This window comes from Enterobacter cloacae complex sp. FDA-CDC-AR_0132 (assembly GCF_003010695.1).
Lineage (GTDB): Bacteria > Pseudomonadota > Gammaproteobacteria > Enterobacterales > Enterobacteriaceae > Enterobacter > Enterobacter ludwigii.
Genome location: NZ_CP027618.1, coordinates 1,697,085 through 1,720,106, shown reverse-complemented (window position 1 = coordinate 1,720,106; position 23,022 = coordinate 1,697,085). Strand labels below are relative to the sequence as shown.

The 23,022-nt window shown below is 56.3% G+C and carries 21 protein-coding genes; 14 read left to right on the top strand and 7 right to left on the bottom strand.

Annotated features, from left to right (window positions below; genetic code table 11):
- Positions 1 to 79 precede the first annotated feature (79 nt).
- From AM379_RS08410 to AM379_RS08400, 3 genes are all read right to left on the bottom strand, one after another.
- On the bottom strand, positions 80 to 1,033 hold the full coding sequence (locus tag AM379_RS08410; protein WP_047366254.1) for a GlxA family transcriptional regulator: 954 nt from the start codon (positions 1,031 to 1,033) through the stop codon (positions 80 to 82).
- Between the two features lie 26 nt (positions 1,034 to 1,059).
- Positions 1,060 to 1,839: an MBL fold metallo-hydrolase gene (locus AM379_RS08405; RefSeq protein ID WP_041162352.1), complete on the bottom strand. Its 780-nt coding sequence runs from the start codon at positions 1,837 to 1,839 to the stop codon at positions 1,060 to 1,062.
- 94 nt (positions 1,840 to 1,933) lie between these two features.
- Positions 1,934 to 2,821 carry a LysR family transcriptional regulator gene (locus tag AM379_RS08400; protein WP_020882709.1) on the bottom strand — a complete coding sequence of 296 codons (888 nt, stop codon included), beginning with the start codon at positions 2,819 to 2,821 and terminating at the stop codon, positions 1,934 to 1,936.
- Between the two features lie 198 nt (positions 2,822 to 3,019).
- On the opposite strand from AM379_RS08400, the gene AM379_RS08395 reads away from it, so the two are divergent.
- A complete protein-coding gene (locus tag AM379_RS08395; RefSeq protein WP_032679307.1) occupies positions 3,020 to 4,216 on the top strand; it encodes an MFS transporter in 1,197 nt (398 codons plus the stop codon).
- Between the two features lie 2 nt (positions 4,217 to 4,218).
- A complete protein-coding gene (locus AM379_RS08390) occupies positions 4,219 to 5,247 on the top strand; it encodes an alpha/beta hydrolase (RefSeq protein WP_020882711.1) in 1,029 nt (342 codons plus the stop codon).
- Positions 5,248 to 5,290: 43 nt separating this feature from the next.
- On the opposite strand, the gene nlpA is transcribed toward AM379_RS08390, so the two are convergent.
- Both nlpA and AM379_RS08380 read right to left on the bottom strand, forming a co-directional pair.
- Entirely contained in the window at positions 5,291 to 6,091 is an 801-nt protein-coding gene (nlpA, locus tag AM379_RS08385; RefSeq protein ID WP_020882712.1) for a lipoprotein NlpA, read from the bottom strand.
- Between the two features lie 108 nt (positions 6,092 to 6,199).
- Complete coding sequence (locus AM379_RS08380) at positions 6,200 to 7,717, bottom strand: MDR family MFS transporter (RefSeq protein ID WP_032679305.1); 1,518 nt, start codon at positions 7,715 to 7,717, stop codon at positions 6,200 to 6,202.
- Between the two features lie 78 nt (positions 7,718 to 7,795).
- On the opposite strand from AM379_RS08380, the gene AM379_RS08375 reads away from it, so the two are divergent.
- Positions 7,796 to 8,443 carry a TetR/AcrR family transcriptional regulator gene (locus AM379_RS08375; protein ID WP_025206509.1) on the top strand — a complete coding sequence of 216 codons (648 nt, stop codon included), beginning with the start codon at positions 7,796 to 7,798 and terminating at the stop codon, positions 8,441 to 8,443.
- On the opposite strand, the gene AM379_RS08370 is transcribed toward AM379_RS08375, so the two are convergent.
- The gene (locus AM379_RS08370; RefSeq protein WP_014168016.1) at positions 8,440 to 8,859 is read right to left on the bottom strand and encodes a GNAT family N-acetyltransferase; all 420 of its coding nucleotides are present in this window, start codon (positions 8,857 to 8,859) and stop codon (positions 8,440 to 8,442) included. The two genes, AM379_RS08375 and AM379_RS08370, sit on opposite strands and share 4 nt — an antisense overlap.
- A 186-nt stretch (positions 8,860 to 9,045) precedes the next feature.
- Between AM379_RS08370 and AM379_RS08365 the strand changes: the two genes are divergently transcribed.
- The 5 genes from AM379_RS08365 (at position 9,046) to AM379_RS08345 (ending at position 15,797) form a co-directional block, all read left to right on the top strand.
- The gene (locus AM379_RS08365) at positions 9,046 to 9,615 is read left to right on the top strand and encodes a TetR/AcrR family transcriptional regulator (protein WP_014168015.1); all 570 of its coding nucleotides are present in this window, start codon (positions 9,046 to 9,048) and stop codon (positions 9,613 to 9,615) included.
- A gap of 146 nt (positions 9,616 to 9,761) precedes the next feature.
- Positions 9,762 to 10,883: an efflux RND transporter periplasmic adaptor subunit gene (locus tag AM379_RS08360; protein ID WP_032679304.1), complete on the top strand. Its 1,122-nt coding sequence runs from the start codon at positions 9,762 to 9,764 to the stop codon at positions 10,881 to 10,883.
- Positions 10,883 to 13,993, top strand: a complete 3,111-nt coding sequence (locus AM379_RS08355) for an efflux RND transporter permease subunit (protein WP_032679303.1) — start codon at positions 10,883 to 10,885, stop codon at positions 13,991 to 13,993. Before AM379_RS08360 ends, AM379_RS08355 begins: the two co-directional genes overlap by 1 nt.
- Positions 13,993 to 15,357 (top strand): efflux transporter outer membrane subunit, encoded by a 1,365-nt coding sequence (locus AM379_RS08350; RefSeq protein ID WP_032679302.1) that lies wholly within the window; start codon positions 13,993 to 13,995, stop codon positions 15,355 to 15,357. The genes AM379_RS08355 and AM379_RS08350 overlap by 1 nt, the downstream gene beginning before the upstream one ends.
- 143 nt (positions 15,358 to 15,500) lie before the next feature.
- Positions 15,501 to 15,797: a YicS family protein gene (locus tag AM379_RS08345; RefSeq protein ID WP_020882719.1), complete on the top strand. Its 297-nt coding sequence runs from the start codon at positions 15,501 to 15,503 to the stop codon at positions 15,795 to 15,797.
- 27 nt (positions 15,798 to 15,824) lie between these two features.
- Here AM379_RS08345 and AM379_RS08340 read toward each other — a convergent pair whose 3' ends face one another.
- Complete coding sequence (locus tag AM379_RS08340; RefSeq protein WP_014168010.1) at positions 15,825 to 16,775, bottom strand: LacI family DNA-binding transcriptional regulator; 951 nt, start codon at positions 16,773 to 16,775, stop codon at positions 15,825 to 15,827.
- 293 nt (positions 16,776 to 17,068) lie between these two features.
- Here AM379_RS08340 and AM379_RS08335 point away from each other — a divergent pair, with 293 nt between their 5' ends.
- The 6 genes from AM379_RS08335 (at position 17,069) to AM379_RS08310 (ending at position 22,998) form a co-directional block, all read left to right on the top strand.
- Positions 17,069 to 17,383: a PTS sugar transporter subunit IIB gene (locus AM379_RS08335; RefSeq protein ID WP_014830072.1), complete on the top strand. Its 315-nt coding sequence runs from the start codon at positions 17,069 to 17,071 to the stop codon at positions 17,381 to 17,383.
- Between the two features lie 11 nt (positions 17,384 to 17,394).
- Complete coding sequence (locus AM379_RS08330) at positions 17,395 to 18,720, top strand: PTS cellobiose transporter subunit IIC (RefSeq protein WP_014168008.1); 1,326 nt, start codon at positions 17,395 to 17,397, stop codon at positions 18,718 to 18,720.
- Between the two features lie 17 nt (positions 18,721 to 18,737).
- Entirely contained in the window at positions 18,738 to 20,120 is a 1,383-nt protein-coding gene (locus AM379_RS08325) for a glycoside hydrolase family 1 protein (protein WP_106503597.1), read from the top strand.
- On the top strand, positions 20,120 to 20,422 hold the full coding sequence (locus tag AM379_RS08320) for a PTS lactose/cellobiose transporter subunit IIA (protein ID WP_014168006.1): 303 nt from the start codon (positions 20,120 to 20,122) through the stop codon (positions 20,420 to 20,422). Before AM379_RS08325 ends, AM379_RS08320 begins: the two co-directional genes overlap by 1 nt.
- A 138-nt stretch (positions 20,423 to 20,560) precedes the next feature.
- Positions 20,561 to 21,940 (top strand): carbohydrate porin, encoded by a 1,380-nt coding sequence (locus AM379_RS08315; protein WP_014168005.1) that lies wholly within the window; start codon positions 20,561 to 20,563, stop codon positions 21,938 to 21,940.
- Positions 21,941 to 22,092: 152 nt separating this feature from the next.
- Positions 22,093 to 22,998 (top strand): DMT family transporter, encoded by a 906-nt coding sequence (locus tag AM379_RS08310; protein WP_032679300.1) that lies wholly within the window; start codon positions 22,093 to 22,095, stop codon positions 22,996 to 22,998.
- The last annotated feature ends 24 nt before the right edge of the window (positions 22,999 to 23,022 follow it).

Here is a 23,022-nt window from a genome sequence, read left to right as displayed (position 1 = left end):
TTAGGAAAGTGAGAAGACAATTAAGGTAAAATTCCGAATAATTTTATTTCCTCTTAACTCTTGAGTTAGCAGTAATAAATTAATGACGAAGCCGAAAAGTCTTACGCCACTCTGCCGGACTCACGCCAAAACGCGCCTTAAATTGCTGGCGCCAGGTCACCGCAGAGTTAAACCCTACCAGCTCTGCCACGCTTTCAATGGGCATATTCCCGGCTTCTAACAATATCTGGCTGCGCCGCAGGCGCTCGGTGGTCAGCCAGTCGGCCACGCTCATCCCGGTGGCTTTTACAAAATGGCGGGTAAGCGTGCGGCGGCTCATCGATACCACCTCTGCCAGCGAGTCCAGATTATGCGGTTCGGCAATGTGCTGCTGGAGATAGTCAATCAGGGAGTTGATTCGTCCGTCACGGGTATCTTTCGGTACCGGCTGGGCAATAAACTGTGCCTGCCCCCCCTCGCGGTGTGGCGGCACGATCATACGGCGGGCAATCTGGTTAGCGACCACGCTGCCAAAGCGCTGGCGGATGATGTACAGGCAGCAGTCAAGCGCGGCAGCGGTACCCGCAGAGGTGATGATATTGCCATCATCGACGTAGAGCGCATTGATATCCAGCTTTACGTCCGGGAAAAGCGTCTGAAACTGATGTTCAAACTCCCAGTGCGTGGCCGCGCGTTTACCGTCGAGAATGCCCGCATAACCCAGCACAAACGACCCCAGACAAAGCCCGACGATCTCCGCCCCGTTGTCTCTGGCCTGGACCAGGCTGTCGAGAAGCGTCTGGGGCGGGCGTTGCTGGACATGCTGCCAGTAAGGCACCACGACGATATCTGCCTGGCCGATGGCGGAGAAATCGTGAGTCGCGTTAAGCGCAAACCCGTCTTTGGATGTCAGTAATCCGGGTTTTTCGGCGCAGATCAACACACTAAAGCGCTTTTCGCCGGATACCGTATCACCAAACAAAATGCAGGGAACGGAGTAGTGGAACGGGCTGAACCCGTCTACCGCAACAATCGCGACGTTGATTAGCGCCATGTATCCCTCCTTTCCCTTGGTGATGCTCAGAATATAACGGTTTCACCATCCTCGGGAATGCTCACCGCATCACCAATCAGGTTCGCGTCAACGTACTCACGCAGCGCATGGCGGGTCAACAGGCAGTGGTTGATGGCCTCCATATGGGTCGCCACAATTTTCGCCTGCGGCAGCAGGAAGTGGACGTTGAGCACATCTTCCTGGCCCATGATAATCGGCCCAAACCCGATGACGTGAGCATAGCCCGCGTTAAGCACCACCACATCCGGCTGATGCTTATGCAGATCGGCTGCCACTTCATCACGCCAGATGGTATCCCCGACAATGTAGAGCGTCTTCTCATCAGGATGACGTAAAACCACGCCACAGGCTTCACCCAGCCGTTCCGCCAGCTCCGGCACGGCGTAAGCACGATCGGTACCGTGCTGGCCGCCGCGGGTTTTCGCGATCCGGATATCGCCAAACGCCGTCTCCTCGGTCATCACCGTCAGGTGGGTAAATCCCTGGCTGCGCAGCAGCGCGGCGTCGCTGTCGTTCTGCACAAAGACAGGTTTATCTTTGCCGATCAGTTCGACTGCGGCGCGATCCCAGTGATCGTCATGGGTATGGGTGACGATCACGGCATCCGCCTCCAGCAGCGTGTTGACGTCAACGGGAAGCTCGACCATCGGGTTGCGGATCTCCGCATGCGCCGTGCCGGGGAAGCCCGGATAAGCGCCCTTCGGGGCCAGCATTGGGTCGATTAAAAAGCGTTTCCCGGCGTAGGTAATCAGCTGAGTGGCATTACGAATCTGGGTGATGTTCATGGGTATTCTCCTCATAGTGTGAAGAGGAGAATAGCCCGATGCCGCGCGTAACAATGTGGGCCACAGGGCGATGATCGATGAAATCGGGTCAACGTTATCGCATCCGCAGCGCATCCACCACCAGCGAAAAGGCCGGCGACGGCTGCTTTCGGCTCGGGTAGTAGAGATAATACCCCGGGAAGGGCAGACACCAGGGTTCCAGCACGCGGATTAACCGGCCTTCAGCAATATGATCGCCAAACTCGTCTTCGGGCAGGAAAGCAATCCCGAATCCCGCCAGGGCAGCTTCGACAATATGCCAGGAAGTATTAAAGGTCAGCTGGCCATTCACGCGCACGTTCAGATCGCCACCGTCCTGATCAAAATCCCAGACGTAAATCCCGCCGGATTTAATCATCCTCTGGTTAATACACTGGTGCTGCGTCAGCTCATGCGGCGTTTGCGGAACAGGATGACGGGCGAAGTAGTCCGGCGAGGCGACCGCGGCCATACGCAACTGCGGGCCTATCGGCAACGCGATCATGTCTTTATCGATGGTATCTCCCATACGAACGCCCGCATCGAAGCGGTCGGCAACGATATCGCGAAAACCGTGATTGGCGTCGAACTCAATGTGAATATCGGGGTATTGCCGCAAAAGCGGCGTCAACTTAGGCAACAGGGTGCGCGATAACACATCGGGTCCACAGGTGATCCTCACCGTGCCGGCAGGCTTGTCGCGAAGCTCCGTCAACATGTCCAGCTCCGCTTCGATTTCATCGAAACGGTTGCCAATGGCGTTGAGCAAGCGTTCGCCGGCTGCGGTGGGGGAAACGCTGCGGGTGGTGCGGGTCAGCAGGCGGATCTGCATCCGGTTCTCCAGCCCGGTTATGGCCTGGCTTAACGCGGGCTGGGTCACGCCCAACTGTGCCGCGGCACGGGTAAAACTGCCCTCACGCGCCACGGTGACAAAAGCAAAAAGATCGTTCAGGTTACGCTTCATCACACCCTCATTTATAAGCCAAACTTATAAGCTCATTAAGCATTGATTAGCTAGTCAGAATACACCCGCCGTGTAAAATTTTCACTGTGACCTGACGTCAACCACATTCCAACCTTTCATCTGCATGCGTTATTCCCGTGAATAGCGCCCGGCCCCGGCTTGTCCGAATCTGGCCGAACGAATAACAAGGTAAACACGATGTCCGCTATGGTGAACGAAACATCAGCGCGCCAGTCCCGTGCCTGCTGGAGCGGCGTGCTGGCAATGACCCTCTGCGCTTTTACGCTGGTCGCCTCAGAATTTATGCCTGTAAGTCTGCTGACGCCCGTTTCGCGGGATCTCGCCGTCAGTGAAGGCCTGGCGGGCCTCGGGATCGCGATATCCGGCGCGCTGGCCGTATTGACCAGCCTGTTTCTCTCTTCTCTTGCGGGAGGCATTAACCGCAAATCGCTGCTGCTGGGCCTGACGGCGTTGATGGCCGTCTCCGGTCTGATTATCGCCGTAGCTGAGAGCTATCCCCTTTATATGCTGGGACGCGCACTGCTTGGCGTGGCCATTGGCGGCTTCTGGTCGCTCTCCGCGGCGACCGCAATTCGCCTTGTGCCACCGCATCAGGTTCAACGTGCGCTCGCCATTTTTAACGGTGGCAACGCCCTGGCGACCGTCGTTGCGGCTCCGCTCGGCAGCTGGCTGGGGGCGACAATCGGCTGGCGCGGTGCCTTTTACTGCCTGGTGCCCGTCAGCCTGCTCGCGTTTATCTGGCAGTGGTTCAGCCTGCCTTCCATGTCCGTGGAAAAGCGCACCGCGTCGTCCACCAGCGCCTTCGGCCTGCTGAAAAACCCTCTGGTGGCAAAAGGAATGGTCGCGTGCGGCGTCTTTTTCATGGGGCAGTTCGCGCTGTTTACCTACGTGCGTCCGTTCCTTGAAACCGTGACTTTCGCCAGCGCGACGCAGTTATCGTTAATCCTGCTGGTGATTGGCGTGGCGGGTTTTATCGGCACCCTGTTGATCGGCACGTTTCTGCGCCGCGGATTTTACACCACGCTGGTCGCCATTCCCGTGGTGATGGCGCTGATTGCCGCGGCACTGATGGCCTTCGGCCATCACCTTGCCGCCGTCACCGCCCTGCTCGGCCTCTGGGGACTGGTCGCGACGGCCGCCCCCGTCGGCTGGTGGACCTGGGTTGCCAGAACGCTTCCTGAAAATGCCGAAGCGGGGGGCGGACTGATGGTGGCAATGGTGCAGCTCTCCATTGCGCTCGGCTCCACGCTCGGTGGCCTGGCCTTTGACCACAGCGGCTGGCAAAGCACCTTTGCACTCAGCGGTGTACTGCTTATCGCCGCTGCCATGTTCACGTTTTACACCTCACACAACGACACACTTCACAGGAGTTAATCATGAGAAGATTCACCATGGCGCTCGGGCTGTTAGTCAGCGCCTTCGCCGCCAGCGCTGCCGATATGTCCCGGGGCGCAGATAATTTCTACAAAAGCGATAAGGTTACGCAGCAGAAGGTGACCTTTAAAAACCAGTATCAGATGAACGTCGTCGGCAATCTGTATAGGCCAAAAGAGGCGGATAAAAACGCCAGACTGCCGGCGATCGTGGTCGGCCATCCGATGGGCGCGGTGAAAGAGCAAAGCGCCAGTCTCTATGCGCAAAAGCTCGCGGAACAGGGCTTTGTCACCCTGGCGATTGATCTCTCATTCTGGGGGGAAAGCGAAGGTAAACCGGGGCATCTGATCTCACCAGAAATCTATTCCGATGATTTCAGCGCGGCCGTGGATTATCTGAGCACTCAGTCTTTTGTCGATCCACAGCGCATCGGTGCGCTGGGCATTTGCGGCAGCGGCAGCTTCGTTATTAGCGCGGCGAAAATTGACCCGCGCATGAAAGCGATCGCCACCGTCAGCATGTATGACATGGGCTCCGCCTTCCGCAACGGCCTCAACCATTCCGTGACGGTTGAACAGCGTAAAGCGATGATTGCCTCTGCCGCTGAGCAGCGTCTGAAAGAGTATCAGGGTGCAGAGACAGCCTACATTCCCGGGACGGTAAATAAGCTGGATGATTCTACGCCGGCTATCCAGCGTGAGTTCTTCGATTTCTATCGCACCGAACGCGGCGGGTACACGCCACAGGGCGAGGAAGAGGCGCTGACGACGAAACCGATGATGAGCAGCATCGGTAAGTTTATGAACTTCTATCCGTTCAACGATATCGAAACCATTTCACCGCGTCCGATGCTGTTTATCACGGGTGATAAAGCGCATTCGAAAGAGTTTAGCGAAGACGCCTATAAACGCGCCGGTGAACCGAAAGAGCTGTATATCGTGCCGAATGCAGGCCACGTTGACCTGTATGACCGCACGGATCTGATCCCGTTTGCAAAACTGGCCTCGTTCTTTAAAGCCAACCTGAAATAACCCGGTAAGGCGTATAACACCCTGTTATACGCCTTTGTCCTGACTACCAGCCCGGCACCGCGCCACCGTTAAAGAGGGTCTCTGCGGCCTTCGCCACTTCCGGCGACTGATACGACTGGATAAATTCCTTCACGTTTTCCGCGTCTTTGTTGTCTTCCCGCGTCACCACGATGTTCACATACGGCGAGTTTTTATCTTCAATAAACACGCTGTCATGCACCGGCGACAGCCCGGTTTGCTGGAGATAGGTGGTGCTGATAATGGCAACATCCACTTTCGGATCATCCAGCACGCGCGGCAGTTGCGCCCCTTCCAGCTCCATAATGTTCAAATGCTTCGGATTGGCGGTGATATCCAGCGCCGTCGGCAGCAGGCCAACGTCCGGCTTCAGGGTAATCAGCTTCTCTTTTTGCAACAGCAGCAGTGCGCGGCCAAGGTTGGTCGGATCGTTTGGAATGGCGATGGTCGCGCCGTCCTTCAGCTCAGACACGGATTTGATCTTGCGGGAGTAGCCGGCCATCGGGAAAACAAAGGTGTTCGCCACAGCAACCAGCTTGTAGTGATGCGCCTTGTTATCTTCTGCCAGGAACGGGCGATGCTGGAAGACATTGGCATCAAGATCGCCCTGACTGGTGGCATCATTGGGCAACAGCGAGCCGCTGAACCCCACCAGTTCCACATCCAGACCGTATTTCTCTTTCGCCACTTTTTTAGCGACTTCCGCGACATCCTGCTCAGCGCCGTTAATCACGCCGACTTTGATGTGTTTGGCATCGCTGCCGCCTTGATCGCAACCTGCCAGCAGCAGGCCCGCGAGAACCAGAGCACCCAATCGAAGTTTCACGAGACATATCCTTTTGATAAACGTTTCAGTGACTATATCGACAACGGTACGGCTGGCTAAAAAACGAAAAAGCATCAATAAGACGGATAAGTTATATGTGCGGGGGCGCTATTGATCCGACCTGAGCATGCCCGCACGGCGTAACGGCGTTTCACGTAAAAACCACGACAGTACAAACGCCAGCACCATAATGCTTGCCGCCAGCAGGAACACCGCGTGAATGGCTGAGCCAAACGCGTCCAGGTAATCGAGCCGCAGTGCCTCTGGCAGCCGGTGAATGGCCGCAGGATTGAGCTCATGCGGTAACTCCGCCCCTTGCGGTAAACGGTCCATCAGACCCGATTGCAAAACGTGGGTGAAGACCGCGCCAAAGAGCGCGACGCCGATGGCCCCGCCAATGGAACGAAACAGCGTGACCCCGGAAGTCGCTACCCCGTATTGATCGGCAGAGACGCTGTTCTGCACGGCCAGCACCAGTACCTGCATGACCAGCCCCAGACCCATCCCCAGCACGCCGGTAAAAATGTACAGCTGCCAGGTCGGCGAGTGGATCGAGATGCGCGTCAGCAGCACCATGCCCACCACGCCAAGCAGCGTACCGGCGATCGGGAACAGACGGTATTTTCCGGTACGGCTGATAACCCGCCCGCTGATGATCGAGGTCAGCAGCAGTCCGCCCATCAGCGGGATCAGCTGCAGACCGGCCTGAGTCGGCGTGGCGTCTTTCACTACCTGCAGATAGAGCGGCAGGAAGGTGACCGAGCCAAAGAGCGACATCCCGATAATAAAGCCAATCAGGCTGCAGAGCAGAAAGCTGCGATCGCGGAACAGCGAGAGCGGAATGATTGGCTCCCAGGCCAGACGCTCCTCATAGATAAACCCGGCGATACCCGTCAGGCCAAAGGCCAGAATGCACCACAGCTGCGGGTCGTTCCACTGGCGTATCGTCCCGCCTTCAGTGGTAAACAGGATGATACACAGCAGCGCCATACTGAGGTAAATCGCCCCCAGATAATCAATTTCGTGCTTGTTGCGCCGTGCGCTGCCGTGGAACACCGCGCCTATCACCATCAGGGCAAAGAGACCGAGCGGCAGATTGATATAAAAAATCCAGCGCCAGGAGGCATGCTGCACGATAAACCCGCCGATAAGCGGCCCGATCACCGTCGCCAGACCAAACACGCCGCCAAACAGCCCCTGATAGCGGCCACGCTCCGCAGGCGGAATAACGTCCGCCACGGCGGCCATACTGATGACCATCAGACCGCCACCGCCCAGCCCCTGCAGGCCGCGCATCAGCACCAGTTGGGTCATGTTTTGCGCCAGACCGCAGAGCACCGACCCCGCCAGAAACAGCACAATAGCGATTTGAAGGACGATTTTACGCCCAAACAGATCGCCGAATTTTCCGTACAGCGGCACCACAATGGTCGAGCTGAGGATATAGGCCGTCACCACCCAGGAGAGCTTATCCAGGCCACCCAGTTCCCCAACGATGGTGGGCAACGCCGTGGAAACAATCGTCTGGTCCAGCGCCGAAAGCAGCATCACCAGCAGCAGCGCGCTGAACAGCAGCTTTATCGACGGCGCGTTTTGCGCAGGTTGAGTCATTACGTCGGACTCCATAAGAGATCGCTTGAAATTAATTAACTGGATAATTAATATTTAAGTAAGTGATGAATAAGATCAAGAGATCCTGCGACTATGCCAGCACATAAGGACAATTCTGAACCGCGCCGCCCCGGTCGACCACGCGGCGGAAAGCGGGCAACCGCCAGCCGCGAACAGCTGCTGGATATTGCGTTGAGCCTCTTTTCTCGCCAGGGGATCGCTCAAACCTCGCTGAACGCCATCGCCAAAGAAGCGGGCGTAACGCCAGCGATGCTGCATTACTACTTCAATTCACGAGAACAATTGCTCGACGCGATGATTGAGGAGCGCTTCCTGCCCTTACGTAATCGGATCGGCGCAATTTTCGCCGAAAACCCCGACTCGCCGGTCAACGCATTAACGCAAATGGTGAAGGTACTGGCCGAGCTGGCGGAGCAGCACCGCTGGTTTGCCCCGCTGTGGATGCAGGAGGTCATCGGGGAGATGCCTGTACTGCGCACGCATCTGCACGCGCGGTTCGGTGACGACAAATACCAGGCAACGCTCGCCACCCTTAAACGCTGGCAGCAGGAAGGGCAACTGAACCGGGCACTCGCGCCAGAACTGCTGTTCACCACGCTGCTAAGCCTGGTGCTGGTGCCGTTCTCAAGAATGCGCAACGACGAGAGGCTACACGCCCTCTCGCCAGAGATCATTGTGCGTCATGCGCTGGCCGTGATGGGCAACGGCATCGGCGGTTAAAGGGATTTGGTCAGATAATGCCTTTGCATACCCGGGTACGGGTAATCCGGCAACGACATCTGCAGCTGATAGCCCTGCTTTTCATAGAATGGACGTGCCTGGAAGCTGACCGTATCCACCAGCGCATGGGTGCAGCCTTTGCGTCGGGCTTCGTCTTCTGCCGTTTTGATAAGCTGGCTGCCGACGCCCGATCCCCGCACGGTGTCGCTGACCCACAGAAAATCGATGTTCAGCCAGTCGCCTTTGCGCACGCCAATTAACCCACCCAGCATCACGCCCTTATCGTCTCGCACATAAACGCCAATGTCGCCGCTAAAGTTTGAGAGATCTAAAAATTGTCCGTTGTAGGCACGAAGCCCTGTTAATAATTCTTCTTTTTCATCGTGTGTGACGTTATCCGTTGTGCTCAGATGCATATTTTTCTCCTTATTTTCTGTGCAATCTTAATATTGCACAGCCTTTCCTTCATCAAAACTCCTTTTTTTCTCCATTCTTTAAACATTGAAATATTCATTCAATAAGTACTTAAAAAAAGTCTTTCCAATACGCACCTGAAACGTATAATGAGAACGATCATTCTCACTTTTATAGGGTAACCGACGATGAGCACAAAACTGGAAGAACGCCAAAAGCAGCGTCAGGATGACATTATCGCTGCCGCACGTCAGTGCTTTCGCGCCAGCGGTTTTCATGCGGCCAGCATGTCGCAGATCGCCAGTGAGGCAAAGCTCAGCGTCGGGCAAATCTACCGTTATTTCAGTAACAAAGATGCGATTATTGAAGAGATGATTCGCCGTATCATCGACTCACGCATCGAAGAGATTCAGGGTAAAACGCTGGTCGAGGGGATGCCTCAGGCGCTCGCCTGGCGACAGACCCTGAATGAAGATGACGATGCGCTGATGCTTGAGATGTCGGCTGAAGCCACGCGTAATCCCCAGGTGGCGGCCATGCTGGTCGAAGCGGAAAAGCGGATGTTTGCTAATGCCTGCGCACACCTGAAAAAACAGTTTCCCCACCTGAGTGATGATCATATTCGCTGCTGCGTGGAGATTACTGCGGTAATGATTGAGGGGTCTATTTACCGCCGACTCACCCCCTTAAACGTACCCTCTGAACAATTAGAGCCTCTTTATCAAAATATTTTAAATATGCTTTTCTCTGCGAAGTAATCGCATGTGAATAATTAGCGGGAAGACGTTATTCCCTTATTAACATTTCCGGCTCTGCCGGAGATGCGGTATCGCTGTGCCTTTAAATAGCCCCCTTCCTTGTTAAGCCATTAACAGGGCAGGCATCGTTCACCCTGGAAAAAATTATGAAAGCCATAACAACCTCCATCGCAGCATTATTCCTCCTGACGGGGTGCGATAATGCACAAACATCTGCTCCTCAACATCCCCTCCCGCAAGTGGGGATTGTTACGCTCCTGAGCCAACCCGTTTCCGTGGTCAGTGAACTGACCGGACGCACCACGGCCGCCATGAGCGCGGAAGTGCGTCCTCAGGTGGGCGGCATTATTCAGAAACGGCTCTTTACCGAAGGCGATACCGTGCAAGCCGGACAGGCGCTGTATCAAATTGACCCCTCCAGCTACCGCGCCGCCTACGATGAAGCCGCCGCGGCCCTGAAACAGGCGCAGGCGCTGGTGCAGGCCGATTGCCAGAAAGCTCAACGCTATACACAACTGGTGAAAGACGACGGCGTATCGCGTCAGGATGCCGAAGATGCAAAGTCCACCTGCGCGCAGGACAAGGCCAGCGTGGAGTCGAAAAAAGCAGCCCAGGAAAGCGCGCGCATTAACCTCAACTGGACCACGGTGACCGCCCCGATTGCCGGACGTATTGGCATCTCTTCGGTCACCCCCGGCGCACTGGTCACTGCCCAGCAAGAGACCGCGCTCGCCACCATTCGCGGTCTGGACAATATGTACGTCGATTTAACCCGCTCCAGCGCCGATCTTCTGCGATTACGCAAACAAACGCTTGCCAGCAACAGCGAGACATTGAGCGTATCGTTGATCCTTGAAGATGGCAGCACCTATCAGGAAAAAGGCCGTCTGGCCCTGACTGAAGTGGCAGTGGACGAATCCACCGGGTCGGTCACACTGCGCGCCGTCTTCCCCAACCCGCAGCATCAGCTTCTGCCCGGGATGTTTGTTCGCGCCAGAGTGGATGAAGGGGTAATGAGCGAGGCCATCCTCGCCCCGCAGCAGGGAATTACCCGTGATGCCAAAGGCAACGCCACCGCGCTGGTGGTGGGGGCCGGCAATAAGGTGGAACAACGTCAGCTGGAAACGGGTGACACCTACGGCGACAAATGGCTGGTGCTGAGTGGACTGAAGGCTGGCGATAAGCTGATTGTGGAAGGCACCGATAAAGTGACCGCCGGTCAGCAAGTTAACGCCGAAGAGATGAAAACCGCGGGAGGAAACGCCTGATGTTTTCCCGCTTCTTCGTGCGTCGCCCGGTTTTTGCCTGGGTGATTGCTATTCTGATTATGCTCGCCGGGGTGCTGGCGATCCGTACCCTGCCCGTCGCGCAGTATCCCGACGTCGCTCCGCCGTCGATAAAAATCTCTGCCACCTATACTGGCGCGTCGGCACAGACTCTGGAAAACAGCGTCACCCAGGTCATTGAGCAACAGCTGACCGGGCTGGATAACCTGCTCTATTTTACCTCCACCAGCAGTTCGGACGGCTCGGTAAGCATCACCGTCACGTTCGAACAGGGAACCGACCCGGATACCGCGCAGGTTCAGGTGCAGAACAAGGTTCAGCAGGCCGAGTCGCGCTTGCCGACCGAGGTACAGCAGGCCGGCATTACGGTGCAAAAATCGCAGAGTAACTTCCTGCTGATCATGGGCGTGTACGATAAAACCGACCATGCCAGCAGTTCGGATATCGCCGACTGGCTGGTGAGTAATATGCAGGATCCGCTGGCACGCGTAGAGGGCGTCGGCAGCCTGCAGGTGTTTGGTGCGGAATACGCCATGCGCATCTGGCTTGACCCGGCAAAGCTGGCGTCGTACTCGCTGATGCCATCCGACGTTCAGAGCGCTATTGAAGCGCAGAACGTGCAGGTTTCCGCCGGTAAAATCGGCGCGTTACCCGCGTCCGGTACCCAGCAGTTGACCGCCACCGTGCGTGCCCAGTCGCGCCTGCAGACGGTCGATCAGTTTAAAAATATCATCGTTAAGAGCCAGTCCAGCGGCGCAGTGGTGCGTATTGGCGACGTGGCGCGCGTGGAGATGGGCAGCGAGGATTACACGGCTACCGCCAGGCTGAATGGTCACCCGGCAGCCGGTATGGCGGTGATGCTCTCGCCGGGCGCAAATGCGCTCAATACCGCCACCGCGGTGAAAGATAAAATTGCCGAATTCAAACGGGCAATGCCGGAAGGCTATGATGTGGCCTATCCGAAAGACAGCACCGAGTTCATTAAGATCTCGGTGGAAGATGTGATTCAGACGCTGTTTGAGGCCATTATCCTCGTGGTGGTGGTGATGTATCTGTTTCTGCAGAACATTCGCGCCACGCTCATCCCCGCGCTGGCGGTGCCGGTAGTTCTGTTGGGCACCTTTGGCGTGCTGGCGCTGTTCGGTTATTCCATTAATACCCTGACGCTGTTTGCGATGGTGCTGGCGATAGGTCTGCTGGTCGATGACGCCATCGTGGTAGTGGAAAACGTCGAGCGCATTATGCGCGATGAAGGTCTGCCCGCCCGCGAAGCCACCGAAAAATCGATGGGCGAAATTTCCGGTGCGCTGGTCGCCATTGCGCTGGTGCTTTCCGCCGTGTTTCTGCCGATGGCCTTCTTCGGCGGCTCAACCGGCGTCATCTACCGCCAGTTTTCGGTCACCATTATCTCAGCGATGATCCTCTCGGTGGTGGTGGCGCTGACCCTGACACCCGCGCTCTGCGGCTCGGTACTGCGCCATACGCCTCCTCACAAAAAAGGGTTCTTCGGCGCATTTAACCGCTTCTACAGTAAGACCGAGCATGGCTACCAGAATAAAGTCCTGCGCGCGCTGCGCCGCTCCGCGGGCATGCTGGTGGTCTACGCCCTGCTCTGTGGCGCGATGGCCGTGGCAATGCTGAAGCTGCCCGGCAGCTTCCTGCCCACGGAGGACCAGGGTGAAATCATGGTGCAGTACACCCTGCCTGCCGGTGCGACAGCGGTACGTACCGCGGAGATCAGTCGTCAGGTTCGCGAGTGGTTCCTCACTAAAGAGAAAGCCAACACCGATGTGATTTTTACGGTCGAGGGCTTTAGCTTTAGCGGCAGCGGCCAGAATGCCGGGATGGCGTTTGTCTCCCTGAAAAACTGGTCCGAGCGTAAAGGCGACGAGAACACCGCTCAGGCGATTGCCCTGCGCGCCACTCAGGAACTCGGCTCCCTTCGCGATGCCACCGTTTTTGCCATGACGCCCCCGGCCGTAGACGGCCTCGGCCAGAGCAACGGTTTTACCTTCGAGCTCATGGCCAGCGGCAGCACCGATCGCGACACGTTGCTGAAGATGCGTAATCAGCTGATCGGCCAGGCGAATCAGGACACCTCCCTGCATGCCGTTCGCGCCAATGATTTGCCGCAGATGCCGCAGCTGCAGGTGGATATCGACAACAACAAAGCCGTATCGCTGGGGCTTTCCCTGAGCGACGTCACCGATACCCTCTCCAGCGCCTGGGGCGGAACCTACGTGAATGACTTTATCGATCGGGGCCGCGTGAAAAAGGTCTACATCCAGGGAGACAGCGATTACCGCGCCGTGCCTTCCGATCTCAACAAATGGTACGTACGCGGCAGCGACAGCACCATGACGCCGTTCTCCGCTTTCGCCACCACGCGCTGGGAATATGGCCCGGAGAGTCTGGTGCGCTACAACGGCTCGGCGGCCTATGAAATTCAGGGCGAGAACGCCAGTGGTGCCAGCTCCGGTACGGCGATGACCCGGATGGAACAGCTGGCGAACAACCTGCCGGCCGGCACAACCTGGGCGTGGAGCGGGTTGTCGTTACAGGAGAAACTGGCGAGTGGTCAGGCGATGAGCTTGTATGCCCTCTCCATCCTGGTGGTATTCCTGTGCCTGGCCGCGCTGTATGAGAGCTGGTCGGTGCCGATTTCAGTCATTCTGGTGATCCCGCTTGGGGTGCTGGGTGCGGCGCTGGCCGCCTCGCTGCGCGGGCTGAGCAACGACGTCTATTTCCAGGTGGCACTGCTGACCACCATCGGCCTGTCGTCGAAAAACGCCATTTTGATCGTTGAGTTTGCGGAGGCGAAAGTCGCGGAAGGTTACTCCCTGACGCGTGCCGCGCTGCGTGCGGCTCAGACGCGACTGCGTCCGATCATCATGACGTCGCTGGCGTTTATCGCCGGGGTAACACCGCTGGCCGTCGCCACCGGTGCAGGCGCCAACAGCCGCGTGGCGATTGGGACCGGCATCATCGGCGGGACGCTTGCGGCAACGCTGCTGGCCATCTTCTTTGTTCCATTATTCTTCGTACTGGTGAAACGTCTCTTCTCCGGTAAGCACGCAAACCGGAGGGCATAATGTTTCGTGTATCTGTTTTAGTGTTAGCGCTGCTGAGCGCAGGCTGTGTTTCGTTAGACCCTACCTATCAGCGTCCTGACGCGCCCGTCCCGGCCACGTTGCCGGGCGCCCACGGCGAAGCCACCGCCGTGGTCAGCCAGTGGCAGCAGGTGATGAACGATCACCGCCTGAACAGGGTGGTAACAATGGCACTCACCAGCAACCGCGATGTGCAAAAAGCGATTGCTGATATCGACGCCGCCCGCGCCCAGTATGGTGAGACGCGCTCGTCTCTGTTCCCGTCGGTGGATGCCAGCCTGAGCCATACCCGCAGCCGCACGCTGGCCAGCGGCGTGAGCACCAGCGATGAGGCTAACGGCGCCGTCTCCAGCTTCGAGCTGGATCTGTTTGGTCGTAACCAGAGCCTCTCGCGCGCCGCGCGTGAAACCTGGCTTGCCAGCGAGTTCACGGCGCAGAACACGCGCCTGACAATGGTCAGCGAGCTGACCACCGCCTGGATTACTCTGGCGGCAGATAACAGCAATCTGGCGCTGGCAAAATCCACTCAGGAGAGCGCAGCGAACTCGCTCAAGATTGTGCAGCGTCAGCAGGACGTTGGGGTCGCCGCCGCAACGGATGTCAGCGAAGCAATGGCGGTTTATCAGCAGGCCCGCGCCAGCGTCGCCAGCTATCAGACGCTGGTGATGCAGGACAAAAACGCCCTGAATTTGCTGGCGGGCGAGACGGTACCGGAAAACCTGCTACCCGGTACGCTGGAGAGCCTGAGCGATAACGCCATCACCCTGATCCCGGCGGGCGTTAGCTCCGCCACGCTGCTGCGTCGCCCGGATATTCAGGAGGCTGAACATAACCTGTTGAGCGCCAATGCCAACATCGGTGCTGCGCGCGCCAACTTCTTCCCGACGATTTCGCTTACCGCCAGCGCCGGGGTCGGCAGCGATTCGCTCTCGTCATTGTTCAGCCACGGCATGAAGGTCTGGTCGTTCGCGCCGTCCATCTCCCTGCCGCTGTTCAGTGGCGGCAATAACATGGCGCAACTGCGCTATGCCGAAGCGGAGAAAAAAGGGCTGATTGCCACCTATGAGAAAACCATCCAGAGCGCATTCAAAGATGTAGCCGATGCGCTGGCGCGCCGCGAAACCCTGAGTGAAGAGCTTGATGCGCAACGTGAATACGTGGCGGCAGAGCAAAAAACGCTGGATGTGGCAACGCGCAGCTATCAGGTGGGTGCGGGTGATTACCTGACCGTTCTCACCGCGCAGCGCGCCTTGTGGTCGGCACGGGCATCATTGATTGCCCTGCAGCAGACCGACTTTGAAAACCGTATTACGCTGTGGCAGTCGCTGGGCGGAGGGATTCAATAACCGCCGGTCCAGGTGCAGGTGCAGGTGCAGGTGCAGGATTCTCATACGCAGGAAGACAAAAATTCATACTTTCGGCTGGCGTCGCTACACTGAATGTAACGATATATTTCATGGGAAGCCTGTGACGTCTAAAGGGGATTTTGATGAAAGCTGCACACCTGGTTTGCCTGCTCGTTTGTCTGCTCTTCGCCGCGTTTGTCCATGCCCAGGAAAAAGACGATCCCGTGAAAGAGGCCCAGATAAAGCAGCAGATCCTTAAAGATGTGAAGAAGGCCTGCACGCCCCAGAAAAAGCAGAGCGATAAAGCCTGGCAGGCGATGATTTTGTCGTCTGAGGCCAATCAACTGTTGATCAAAAACGCCATCACGGCCGTGAAGCGCGACAATCTGGATGCTTACTGGGACGCGGTCAGTCAGGTAGATTGTATGGAAGATTATTAAGCGTGAAGCCGGGCTTCACGCTTTTTTTTAGCGCTTTCGTACATCCGGAATAATCAAATCCCCGCGCAGAACATAGGACCCCAGCATCTGCGTTTTCTCCGTCAGCCAGCCCACAATACGTGCCGCCATAGCATCCATCGAGTATTCAATGGCCGGGATCACCGGGATACCCGGCAGATGCAGCGATCCGGCAAGGCTAAAGACCATAATGTCGTCCGGCACGGATTTATTAAATGCCTGCAGCTGCGGGATCACCCGCTGAGCTTCCTGTTCGTCCGCCACCAGCAGCGCGTTAAAATTCAGCGTGCTCGCATTGTTAAGCAACTCCTGCAGCGCAACGGATGAGGAGGTGGCATCCATAAAGACGAGGTTGCGATTAAAGGGCAGGAAATTTTTCTCCAGCGCGTGTTTATAGCCCAGCAACACCTGGTCGGCGAAACCGCTGCCTTGCGGATGGATCAGGGCTATCTGGCGTCGCCCCTGGCTGGTCAGATAGTTACAGGCGGTTTCGGCGGCAAAGGCGTGATCGAACTGGATGCTGTTGGAATTATCGGACTCCATACAGTCAACGAGAATGACATTGTCCATCTCGACGTCCAGCGGGAAACGCGCGCCAATCACCAGGATGTCATCACATAACCCACAGGAAAGTTCTTCCAGGGCGTGCATCACTTCCGCTTTGGTATGCGCGAAGCGCAACAGCAGATGTTTTTGATGCTGGCTGAGGTGCTTTTCCAGCGCGTAAAGATAACCGGTGGTCTGGTTAATATTCTCCTGCGCGCAAATCACCCCAATACACCCCGTCGACTGGCTCAGCAGCGACTGCGCAATTACATTGGGCCGGTAGTTCAGTTCATCAACCGCTTTTAAAACGGCCTGGCGGCTGGCTTCCTTTACGCCACGCGACCCACTCAACACTCGCGATACCGTGGCTTTAGACACCCCGGCAAGACGTGATACATCATTGATTGTCGACATCTCTTTCCCCTGGCAGGCTTACTTCGCACCTGCAAATTCCATCACCGCTACGGCTCATATTATAGCCAGAATGGAGTATATCCTTTTCCGTTTTTCATGGAAACCGATTTTCCATTTCAACTCAAAATGATGTCAAAACGCGCAAATTATGTGACATGCATCTGGTTAATTAGCGTCATAAGTAGTGGATCTTGATGGTTGTCACACTTCTGTCTTTTATAAATGGAAACCGGTTTCCGTATAATGTCCAATCATCCTCGCAATAACTTTTTACATTTAGAGGATGGTTGTCGATGTTCAAGATTATGCTGTGTTGCTCTGCCGGGATGTCCACCAGCCTGCTGGTCAGCAAAATGGTCGATGTCGCGAAAGAGCGTGGGTTGCCAGTAAAAATAGACGCGTATGGCGTTTCCGAATTTGATACGCAGTTTCCGCAGTACCAGGTTGTCCTTCTCGGACCCCAGGTGAAGTACATGTTACAGACACTCTCAGACAAGGCGGCTACAAAGGGCATCCCGGTCCAACCCATCGACATGATGGATTACGGTATGCAACGTGGCGATAAAGTACTGGACTATGCTCTGTCGCTCATCGAAGCGGCACACTAAAAGGTGTTCACATGAGTTCGTTATATCAATCAATGGTCGCGGTTATTGAGCAGTCAATTACCCCGCTGGCCGCGAAGCTCGGCCAGCAAAAGTATGTGATTGCCATCCGCGACGGCTTTACCGCCGCGCTGCCGTTTATGATCATCGGCTCGTTTATGCTGGTGTTCATCTTCCCGCCCTTCTCCGCGGATACGACAAACAGCTTTGCCCGCGGCTGGCTGGATTTCTCCCAGACTTACCGTGAACAGCTGATGCTGCCGTTCAACCTCAGCATGGGCGTGATGACGTTCTTCATTTCTGTGGGGATTGGTGCAAGCCTGGGGCGTCAGTTTAACCTCGATCCGGTGATGTCCGGTCTGCTGGCCTTTATGGCCTTCCTGCTGGTGGCAGCTCCGTATGCCGACGGCAAGATCTCGACCCAGTACCTCTCCGGCCAGGGGATTTTCACCGCGCTGATCACCGCCATCTACTCCACCCGCGTGTATGCGTGGCTGAAGCAGAACAACGTGACCATCCGTCTGCCGAAAGAAGTGCCGACCGGTGTGGCGCGTTCGTTTGAGATCCTGATCCCGGTCATGGTGGTGATCGGTACCCTGCACCCGCTGAACCTGTTTATCGAAGCACAAACCGGGATGATTATCCCGCAGGCGATTATGCACCTGCTGGAACCGCTGGTCTCTGCGTCTGACTCCCTGCCTGCCATTCTGCTCTCCGTGCTGCTGTGCCAGATCTTCTGGTTTGCCGGTATCCACGGCTCGCTGATTGTCACCGGCATCATGAACCCGTTCTGGATGGCCAACCTGTCCGCAAACCAGGCGGCACTGGCGGCTGGCGCGGCGCTGCCACACGTTTACCTGCAGGGTTTCTGGGACCACTACCTGCTGATTGGCGGCGTCGGCTCCACGCTTCCGCTGGCCTTCCTGCTGCTGCGCAGCCGCGTCACACACCTGCGCACCATCGGCAAAATGGGCGTTGTGCCCAGCTTCTTTAACATCAACGAACCGATTCTGTTCGGCGCGCCAATCATCATGAACCCGATGCTGTTTATCCCGTTCGTGTTTGTTCCGCTGGTGAACGCCTGCCTGGCGTACGGCGCCACCAAAATGGGCTGGCTGGCACAGGTGGTGTCGTTAACCCCGTGGACGACCCCGGCCCCTATTGGCGCATCGTGGGCGGCAAACTGGGCGTTGAGCCCGGTGGTGATGTGTCTGGTGTGTATGGTGATGTCAGCGCTGATGTACCTGCCGTTCCTGCGTGCTTACGAGCGTACGTTGATGAAAAACGAAGAGCAGAAAGCCCAGGCAACCGTCGGTGCCGCTGAAACAGCAAGTCATTAAGTCAAAGAGGAAAGGTCATGAAATACGCATTTCCCGATAATTTCTGGTGGGGCAGCGCAAGCTCCGCCCTCCAGACCGAAGGGACACGAGAGGGTGAAACCACCTGGGATTACTGGTTTGCCCGCGAGCCAAACCGTTTTCATAATGGCGTGGGACCGCAGCACGCCTCCACGTTTTATCAACACTGGAAAACGGACATTCAGCTGTTAAAGCAGCTGAACCACAACAGCTTTCGCACCTCGATTAGCTGGGCGCGCCTGATCCCCGACGGTATCGGTGAAGTGAACCCGGAAGCGGTCGATTTTTATCATCAGGTCATTGATGAGCTGATTGAACAGGGTATTACCCCGTTTATCACCCTGTTCCACTTCGACATGCCGATGGCGATGCAGGAGATTGGCGGCTGGGAAAACCGCAACGTGGTGGACGCTTACGCCCGTTATGCGCAGATTTGCTTCGATCTGTTTGGCGATCGCGTGCTGCACTGGTTTACCTTCAACGAGCCGATTGTGCCGGTGGAAGGCGGCTATCTGTACGATTTCCACTATCCCAACGTGGTGGATTTTCGTCGTGCGGCCACCGTGGCGTATCACACCGTGCTGGCGCATGCGCAGGCGGTACGTGCTTACCGTGCCGGGCACTACGCCGGGGAGATCGGTATCGTACTGAACCTGACGCCGTCCTATCCGCGCTCGCAAAACCCGGCTGACGTCAAAGCGGCACACATTGCGGACCTGATGTTTAACCGCAGCTTCCTTGACCCCGTCCTGCGCGGCGAATACCCGGCGGACCTGGTGGCGTTGCTGAAATCTTACGATCAGCTCCCCGCCTGCAAACCGGAAGACAGTTTCCTGATTGCGGAAGGAAAAATCGAACTGCTCGGCATTAACTATTATCAGCCGCGTCGCGTGAAATGCCGTGACAGTGCGGTGAACCCACAGGCACCGTTTATGCCGGAGTGGTTCTTTGATAATTACGAAATGCCTGGCCGCAAGATGAATCCATACCGTGGCTGGGAAATTTATGAGCCGGGTATTTACGATATTCTGATTAACCTGCGCGACAATTACGGTAACCCACGCTGTTTTATTTCTGAGAACGGTATGGGTGTCGAAAATGAACAGCGCTTTATTGAGAATGGTCAGATAAACGATCAATACCGCATCGATTTTATTTCCGAACATTTGGCCTGGCTACATAAAGGTATTAGCGAAGGGTGCCAGTGTCTTGGCTACCATATGTGGACATTTATTGATAACTGGTCGTGGTGTAACGCGTATAAAAATCGCTACGGATTTATCCAGCTCGATTTAACTACCCAGCAGCGCACCATCAAGAAAAGCGGCGAGTGGTTTGCCGCCACCGCATTAAATAACAGTTTTGACAGAGAGTCAGTGTAATGATCGCATTAGAAGAAGCCGTAATGGAAATTATCGTCAACGCCGGTCAGTCGCGTAGCCTGTGCTTTGAAGCCCTGCACGCGGCGCGTCAGGGCAACCTTGACGAAGCCAAAAGCCTGCTGCGCGAAGCCGATGGCTACGCGCGCCAGGCGCACAAAATGCAGACCAAATTGATCGAACAGGATGCGGGCGAAGCCCGCCAGCCGATGACCTTAATAATGGTTCACGCGCAGGATCATTTAATGAATTCCCTGCTGGCACGTGAATTATCCGAAGAAATAATCCATTTATATCAGAGATAATGTATGGCGAAAAAACGTTAATGTAATCACTCTGTACCTAAAATAGAAATCCACTTGTTCTGATGATAGCGACAAACTCTGTCAGATCGGAGCGGGATGGTTATTGTCTGAATAAAATTAAACTATATTGAGATAACCATGAATTATATTAAAAAACTTCCATTAACCATGGCGGTTGTCGCCGCGCTTTGCCCAATTTCTGTACTCGCACAAGAATTTACGCAAGAGCAAATCGACGCCATCGTGGCGAAAGCGGTAGACAAAGCGCTGGCCGAACGTCAGGCCAAAATGGACGCCGCCGTCGCGAAAAAAGCGGACGTGGTCACCGAACCGCAAAGCGCGGCGCAATCACCGGACCTCGCGATTCCGTTTGGGGTTAAATTTACCGGCTATGCCCGCTACGGCGCGCACTTCCAGGCAGCCGATCAGAAATACGTGGCAGTAGACGGTTCCTATAACGGCGCATCCGCAATCGGTCGTCTGGGTAACGAAGGCAACGGCGGTGAATTCCAGCTCTCCAAAGCCTTCAAGGGCGACAACGGTGCCATCTGGGACATCAACGTGATGATCGACCACTGGGGCGACGAGGTTAACCTGAAAAAAGCCTATGCCGGTGTGACCAACATTATGGCCTCCAACCCGAACGCCTACTTCTGGGCCGGCCGTGACTTCCACCAGCGTCCACAGCAGGGTATCAACGATTACTTCTGGATGAACCACGACGGCCAGGGTGCCGGGGTGAAGAACTTCGACATCGGCGGCGTGCAGTTTGACGTTGCCGCGGTGGCCGCGGTGGAATCCTGTAGCCCGGAAGTGATGGAAGATGAGGCGAACCCGTCGCGCATTACCTGTACCGGCGGTTCCGGCACGGGCGACAAAGGTAACTACGCTGCGACCTCTAAAATCCACGGCATGAAAGTCGGCCCGCTGGATCTGGAGCTGTACGCGAACTACGGTTTTGACTCCAAAGCCATTGAGAGTGAAGAGCGTCTGAAGGCCTGGCAGGGCGGGGTGGTGCTGAGCCACACCAACGACAGCGGCGTGAATAAGGTGATTGCCCGTTATTCTGATAACGCGGACAACAGCGTATTCAACAAAACCGAGGATCTGACCACGGTCTACGCCAGCTTCGAAGGGCTGTACAAATTCACCCAGGCCACGCAGGTGGAGTACATCCTCGCCTTCCACGACTATGACAACAGCCGCGACAAGACCGACAACCGTAAGAACTACAACGCCATCGTGCGTCCGATGCACTGGTGGAACGACGTTCACTCCACCTGGCTGGAAGCAGGCTGGCAGCACGTGGATTACGACAATGGCGGTGATAACAAAGGCTGGAAGCTGACCCTGTCGCAGAACATGTCTATCGCCATGGGGCCAGAGTTCCGCCCAATGCTGCGCTTCTACGTGACCGGCGGCAAAGTGGATAACGAACGCACCGCCCGTGTGAACGGTACAAAAGATGAGACGCTGGATGATTTCAACGTCGGCGCGATGTGGGAAGCGTGGTTCTAAGCAAGATAAAAGCAAAACGGCAACGCACGTTGCCGTTTTTCGTGTTTGCACCCTCTCCCCGTGGGAGAGGGCCGGGGTGAGGGCATCAGGCCACACCGCACCCGGCAAGACCCATGTTATGCTACACAAAAACCAACATAACAGGGGAGAACATGGGTTCCACACGTAAAGGAATGCTCAACGTTCTGATCGCCGCCGTTTTATGGGGCAGCTCAGGGGTTTGCGCGCAGTACATCATGGAGAAAAGCCAGATCTCGTCCCCTTACCTGACGATGATTCGCCTGCTGTTTACCGGCGTCATCTTGCTGACCCTCTCCTTCGTGCATGGCGACAAGATTTTCTCGGTCATCAGACATCGTAAAGACGCCCTCAGCCTGCTGTTTTTCTCGCTGGTTGGTGCGCTCACCGTCCAGCTCACCTTCCTGCTGACGATTGAAAAATCCAACGCGGCGACGGCCACCGTGCTGCAGTTTCTCTCGCCAACGATCATCGTCGCGTGGTTCGCGCTGGCGAGGAAAAAACGTCCCGGCGTGTTTGTTTTATCCGCCATTTTGACGTCACTTGTCGGCACCTTCCTGCTGGTCACCCACGGCGATCCGACCTCGCTCTCCATCTCCCCTGCCGCCCTGTTCTTCGGTATCGCCTCGGCCTTTGCTGCCGCGTTTTATACAACCTACCCGTCGACGCTGATCGCCCGCTACGGCACGCTGCCGATTGTTGGCTGGAGTATGTTAATCGCGGGGGTCGTGCTGACGCCGTTCTACGCCGGACGCGGGACCACCTTTGTGATTGATGGCAGCCTGCTGCTGGCGTTTTTCTATCTGGTGGTGATTGGCACGGCGCTGACGTTCAGCCTGTATCTGAAAGGCGCGCAGATGATTGGCGGGCCGAAGGCGAGCATTCTGAGCTGTGCCGAGCCGCTGAGCAGCGCCCTTCTGTCGGTGATTTTGCTTGGGGTGGCGTTTACGCTGCCGGACTGGCTGGGCACGCTGCTGATTGTGTCGTCGGTGGTGCTGATTTCGATGGATTCGAGAAGACGGGTTCAGACATCGGCGTAGCCTGATATCCCCTCTTCCCTGTGG

What these genes read in the sequence shown, in the direction of transcription:
- AM379_RS08410 (WP_047366254.1), bottom strand. Translation starts at nt 1,033, where the DNA reads ATGGCGCTAATCAACGTCGCGATTGTTGCGGTAGACGGGTTCAGCCCG.
- AM379_RS08405 (WP_041162352.1), bottom strand. Translation starts at nt 1,839, where the DNA reads ATGAACATCACCCAGATTCGTAATGCCACTCAGCTGATTACCTACGCC.
- AM379_RS08400 (WP_020882709.1), bottom strand. Translation starts at nt 2,821, where the DNA reads ATGAAGCGTAACCTGAACGATCTTTTTGCTTTTGTCACCGTGGCGCGT.
- AM379_RS08395 (WP_032679307.1), top strand. Translation starts at nt 3,020, where the DNA reads ATGTCCGCTATGGTGAACGAAACATCAGCGCGCCAGTCCCGTGCCTGC.
- AM379_RS08390 (WP_020882711.1), top strand. Translation starts at nt 4,219, where the DNA reads ATGAGAAGATTCACCATGGCGCTCGGGCTGTTAGTCAGCGCCTTCGCC.
- AM379_RS08380 (WP_032679305.1), bottom strand. Translation starts at nt 7,717, where the DNA reads ATGGAGTCCGACGTAATGACTCAACCTGCGCAAAACGCGCCGTCGATA.
- AM379_RS08375 (WP_025206509.1), top strand. Translation starts at nt 7,796, where the DNA reads ATGCCAGCACATAAGGACAATTCTGAACCGCGCCGCCCCGGTCGACCA.
- AM379_RS08370 (WP_014168016.1), bottom strand. Translation starts at nt 8,859, where the DNA reads ATGCATCTGAGCACAACGGATAACGTCACACACGATGAAAAAGAAGAA.
- AM379_RS08365 (WP_014168015.1), top strand. Translation starts at nt 9,046, where the DNA reads ATGAGCACAAAACTGGAAGAACGCCAAAAGCAGCGTCAGGATGACATT.
- AM379_RS08360 (WP_032679304.1), top strand. Translation starts at nt 9,762, where the DNA reads ATGAAAGCCATAACAACCTCCATCGCAGCATTATTCCTCCTGACGGGG.
- AM379_RS08355 (WP_032679303.1), top strand. Translation starts at nt 10,883, where the DNA reads ATGTTTTCCCGCTTCTTCGTGCGTCGCCCGGTTTTTGCCTGGGTGATT.
- AM379_RS08350 (WP_032679302.1), top strand. Translation starts at nt 13,993, where the DNA reads ATGTTTCGTGTATCTGTTTTAGTGTTAGCGCTGCTGAGCGCAGGCTGT.
- AM379_RS08345 (WP_020882719.1), top strand. Translation starts at nt 15,501, where the DNA reads ATGAAAGCTGCACACCTGGTTTGCCTGCTCGTTTGTCTGCTCTTCGCC.
- AM379_RS08340 (WP_014168010.1), bottom strand. Translation starts at nt 16,775, where the DNA reads ATGTCGACAATCAATGATGTATCACGTCTTGCCGGGGTGTCTAAAGCC.
- AM379_RS08335 (WP_014830072.1), top strand. Translation starts at nt 17,069, where the DNA reads ATGTTCAAGATTATGCTGTGTTGCTCTGCCGGGATGTCCACCAGCCTG.
- AM379_RS08330 (WP_014168008.1), top strand. Translation starts at nt 17,395, where the DNA reads ATGAGTTCGTTATATCAATCAATGGTCGCGGTTATTGAGCAGTCAATT.
- AM379_RS08325 (WP_106503597.1), top strand. Translation starts at nt 18,738, where the DNA reads ATGAAATACGCATTTCCCGATAATTTCTGGTGGGGCAGCGCAAGCTCC.
- AM379_RS08320 (WP_014168006.1), top strand. Translation starts at nt 20,120, where the DNA reads ATGATCGCATTAGAAGAAGCCGTAATGGAAATTATCGTCAACGCCGGT.
- AM379_RS08315 (WP_014168005.1), top strand. Translation starts at nt 20,561, where the DNA reads ATGAATTATATTAAAAAACTTCCATTAACCATGGCGGTTGTCGCCGCG.
- AM379_RS08310 (WP_032679300.1), top strand. Translation starts at nt 22,093, where the DNA reads ATGGGTTCCACACGTAAAGGAATGCTCAACGTTCTGATCGCCGCCGTT.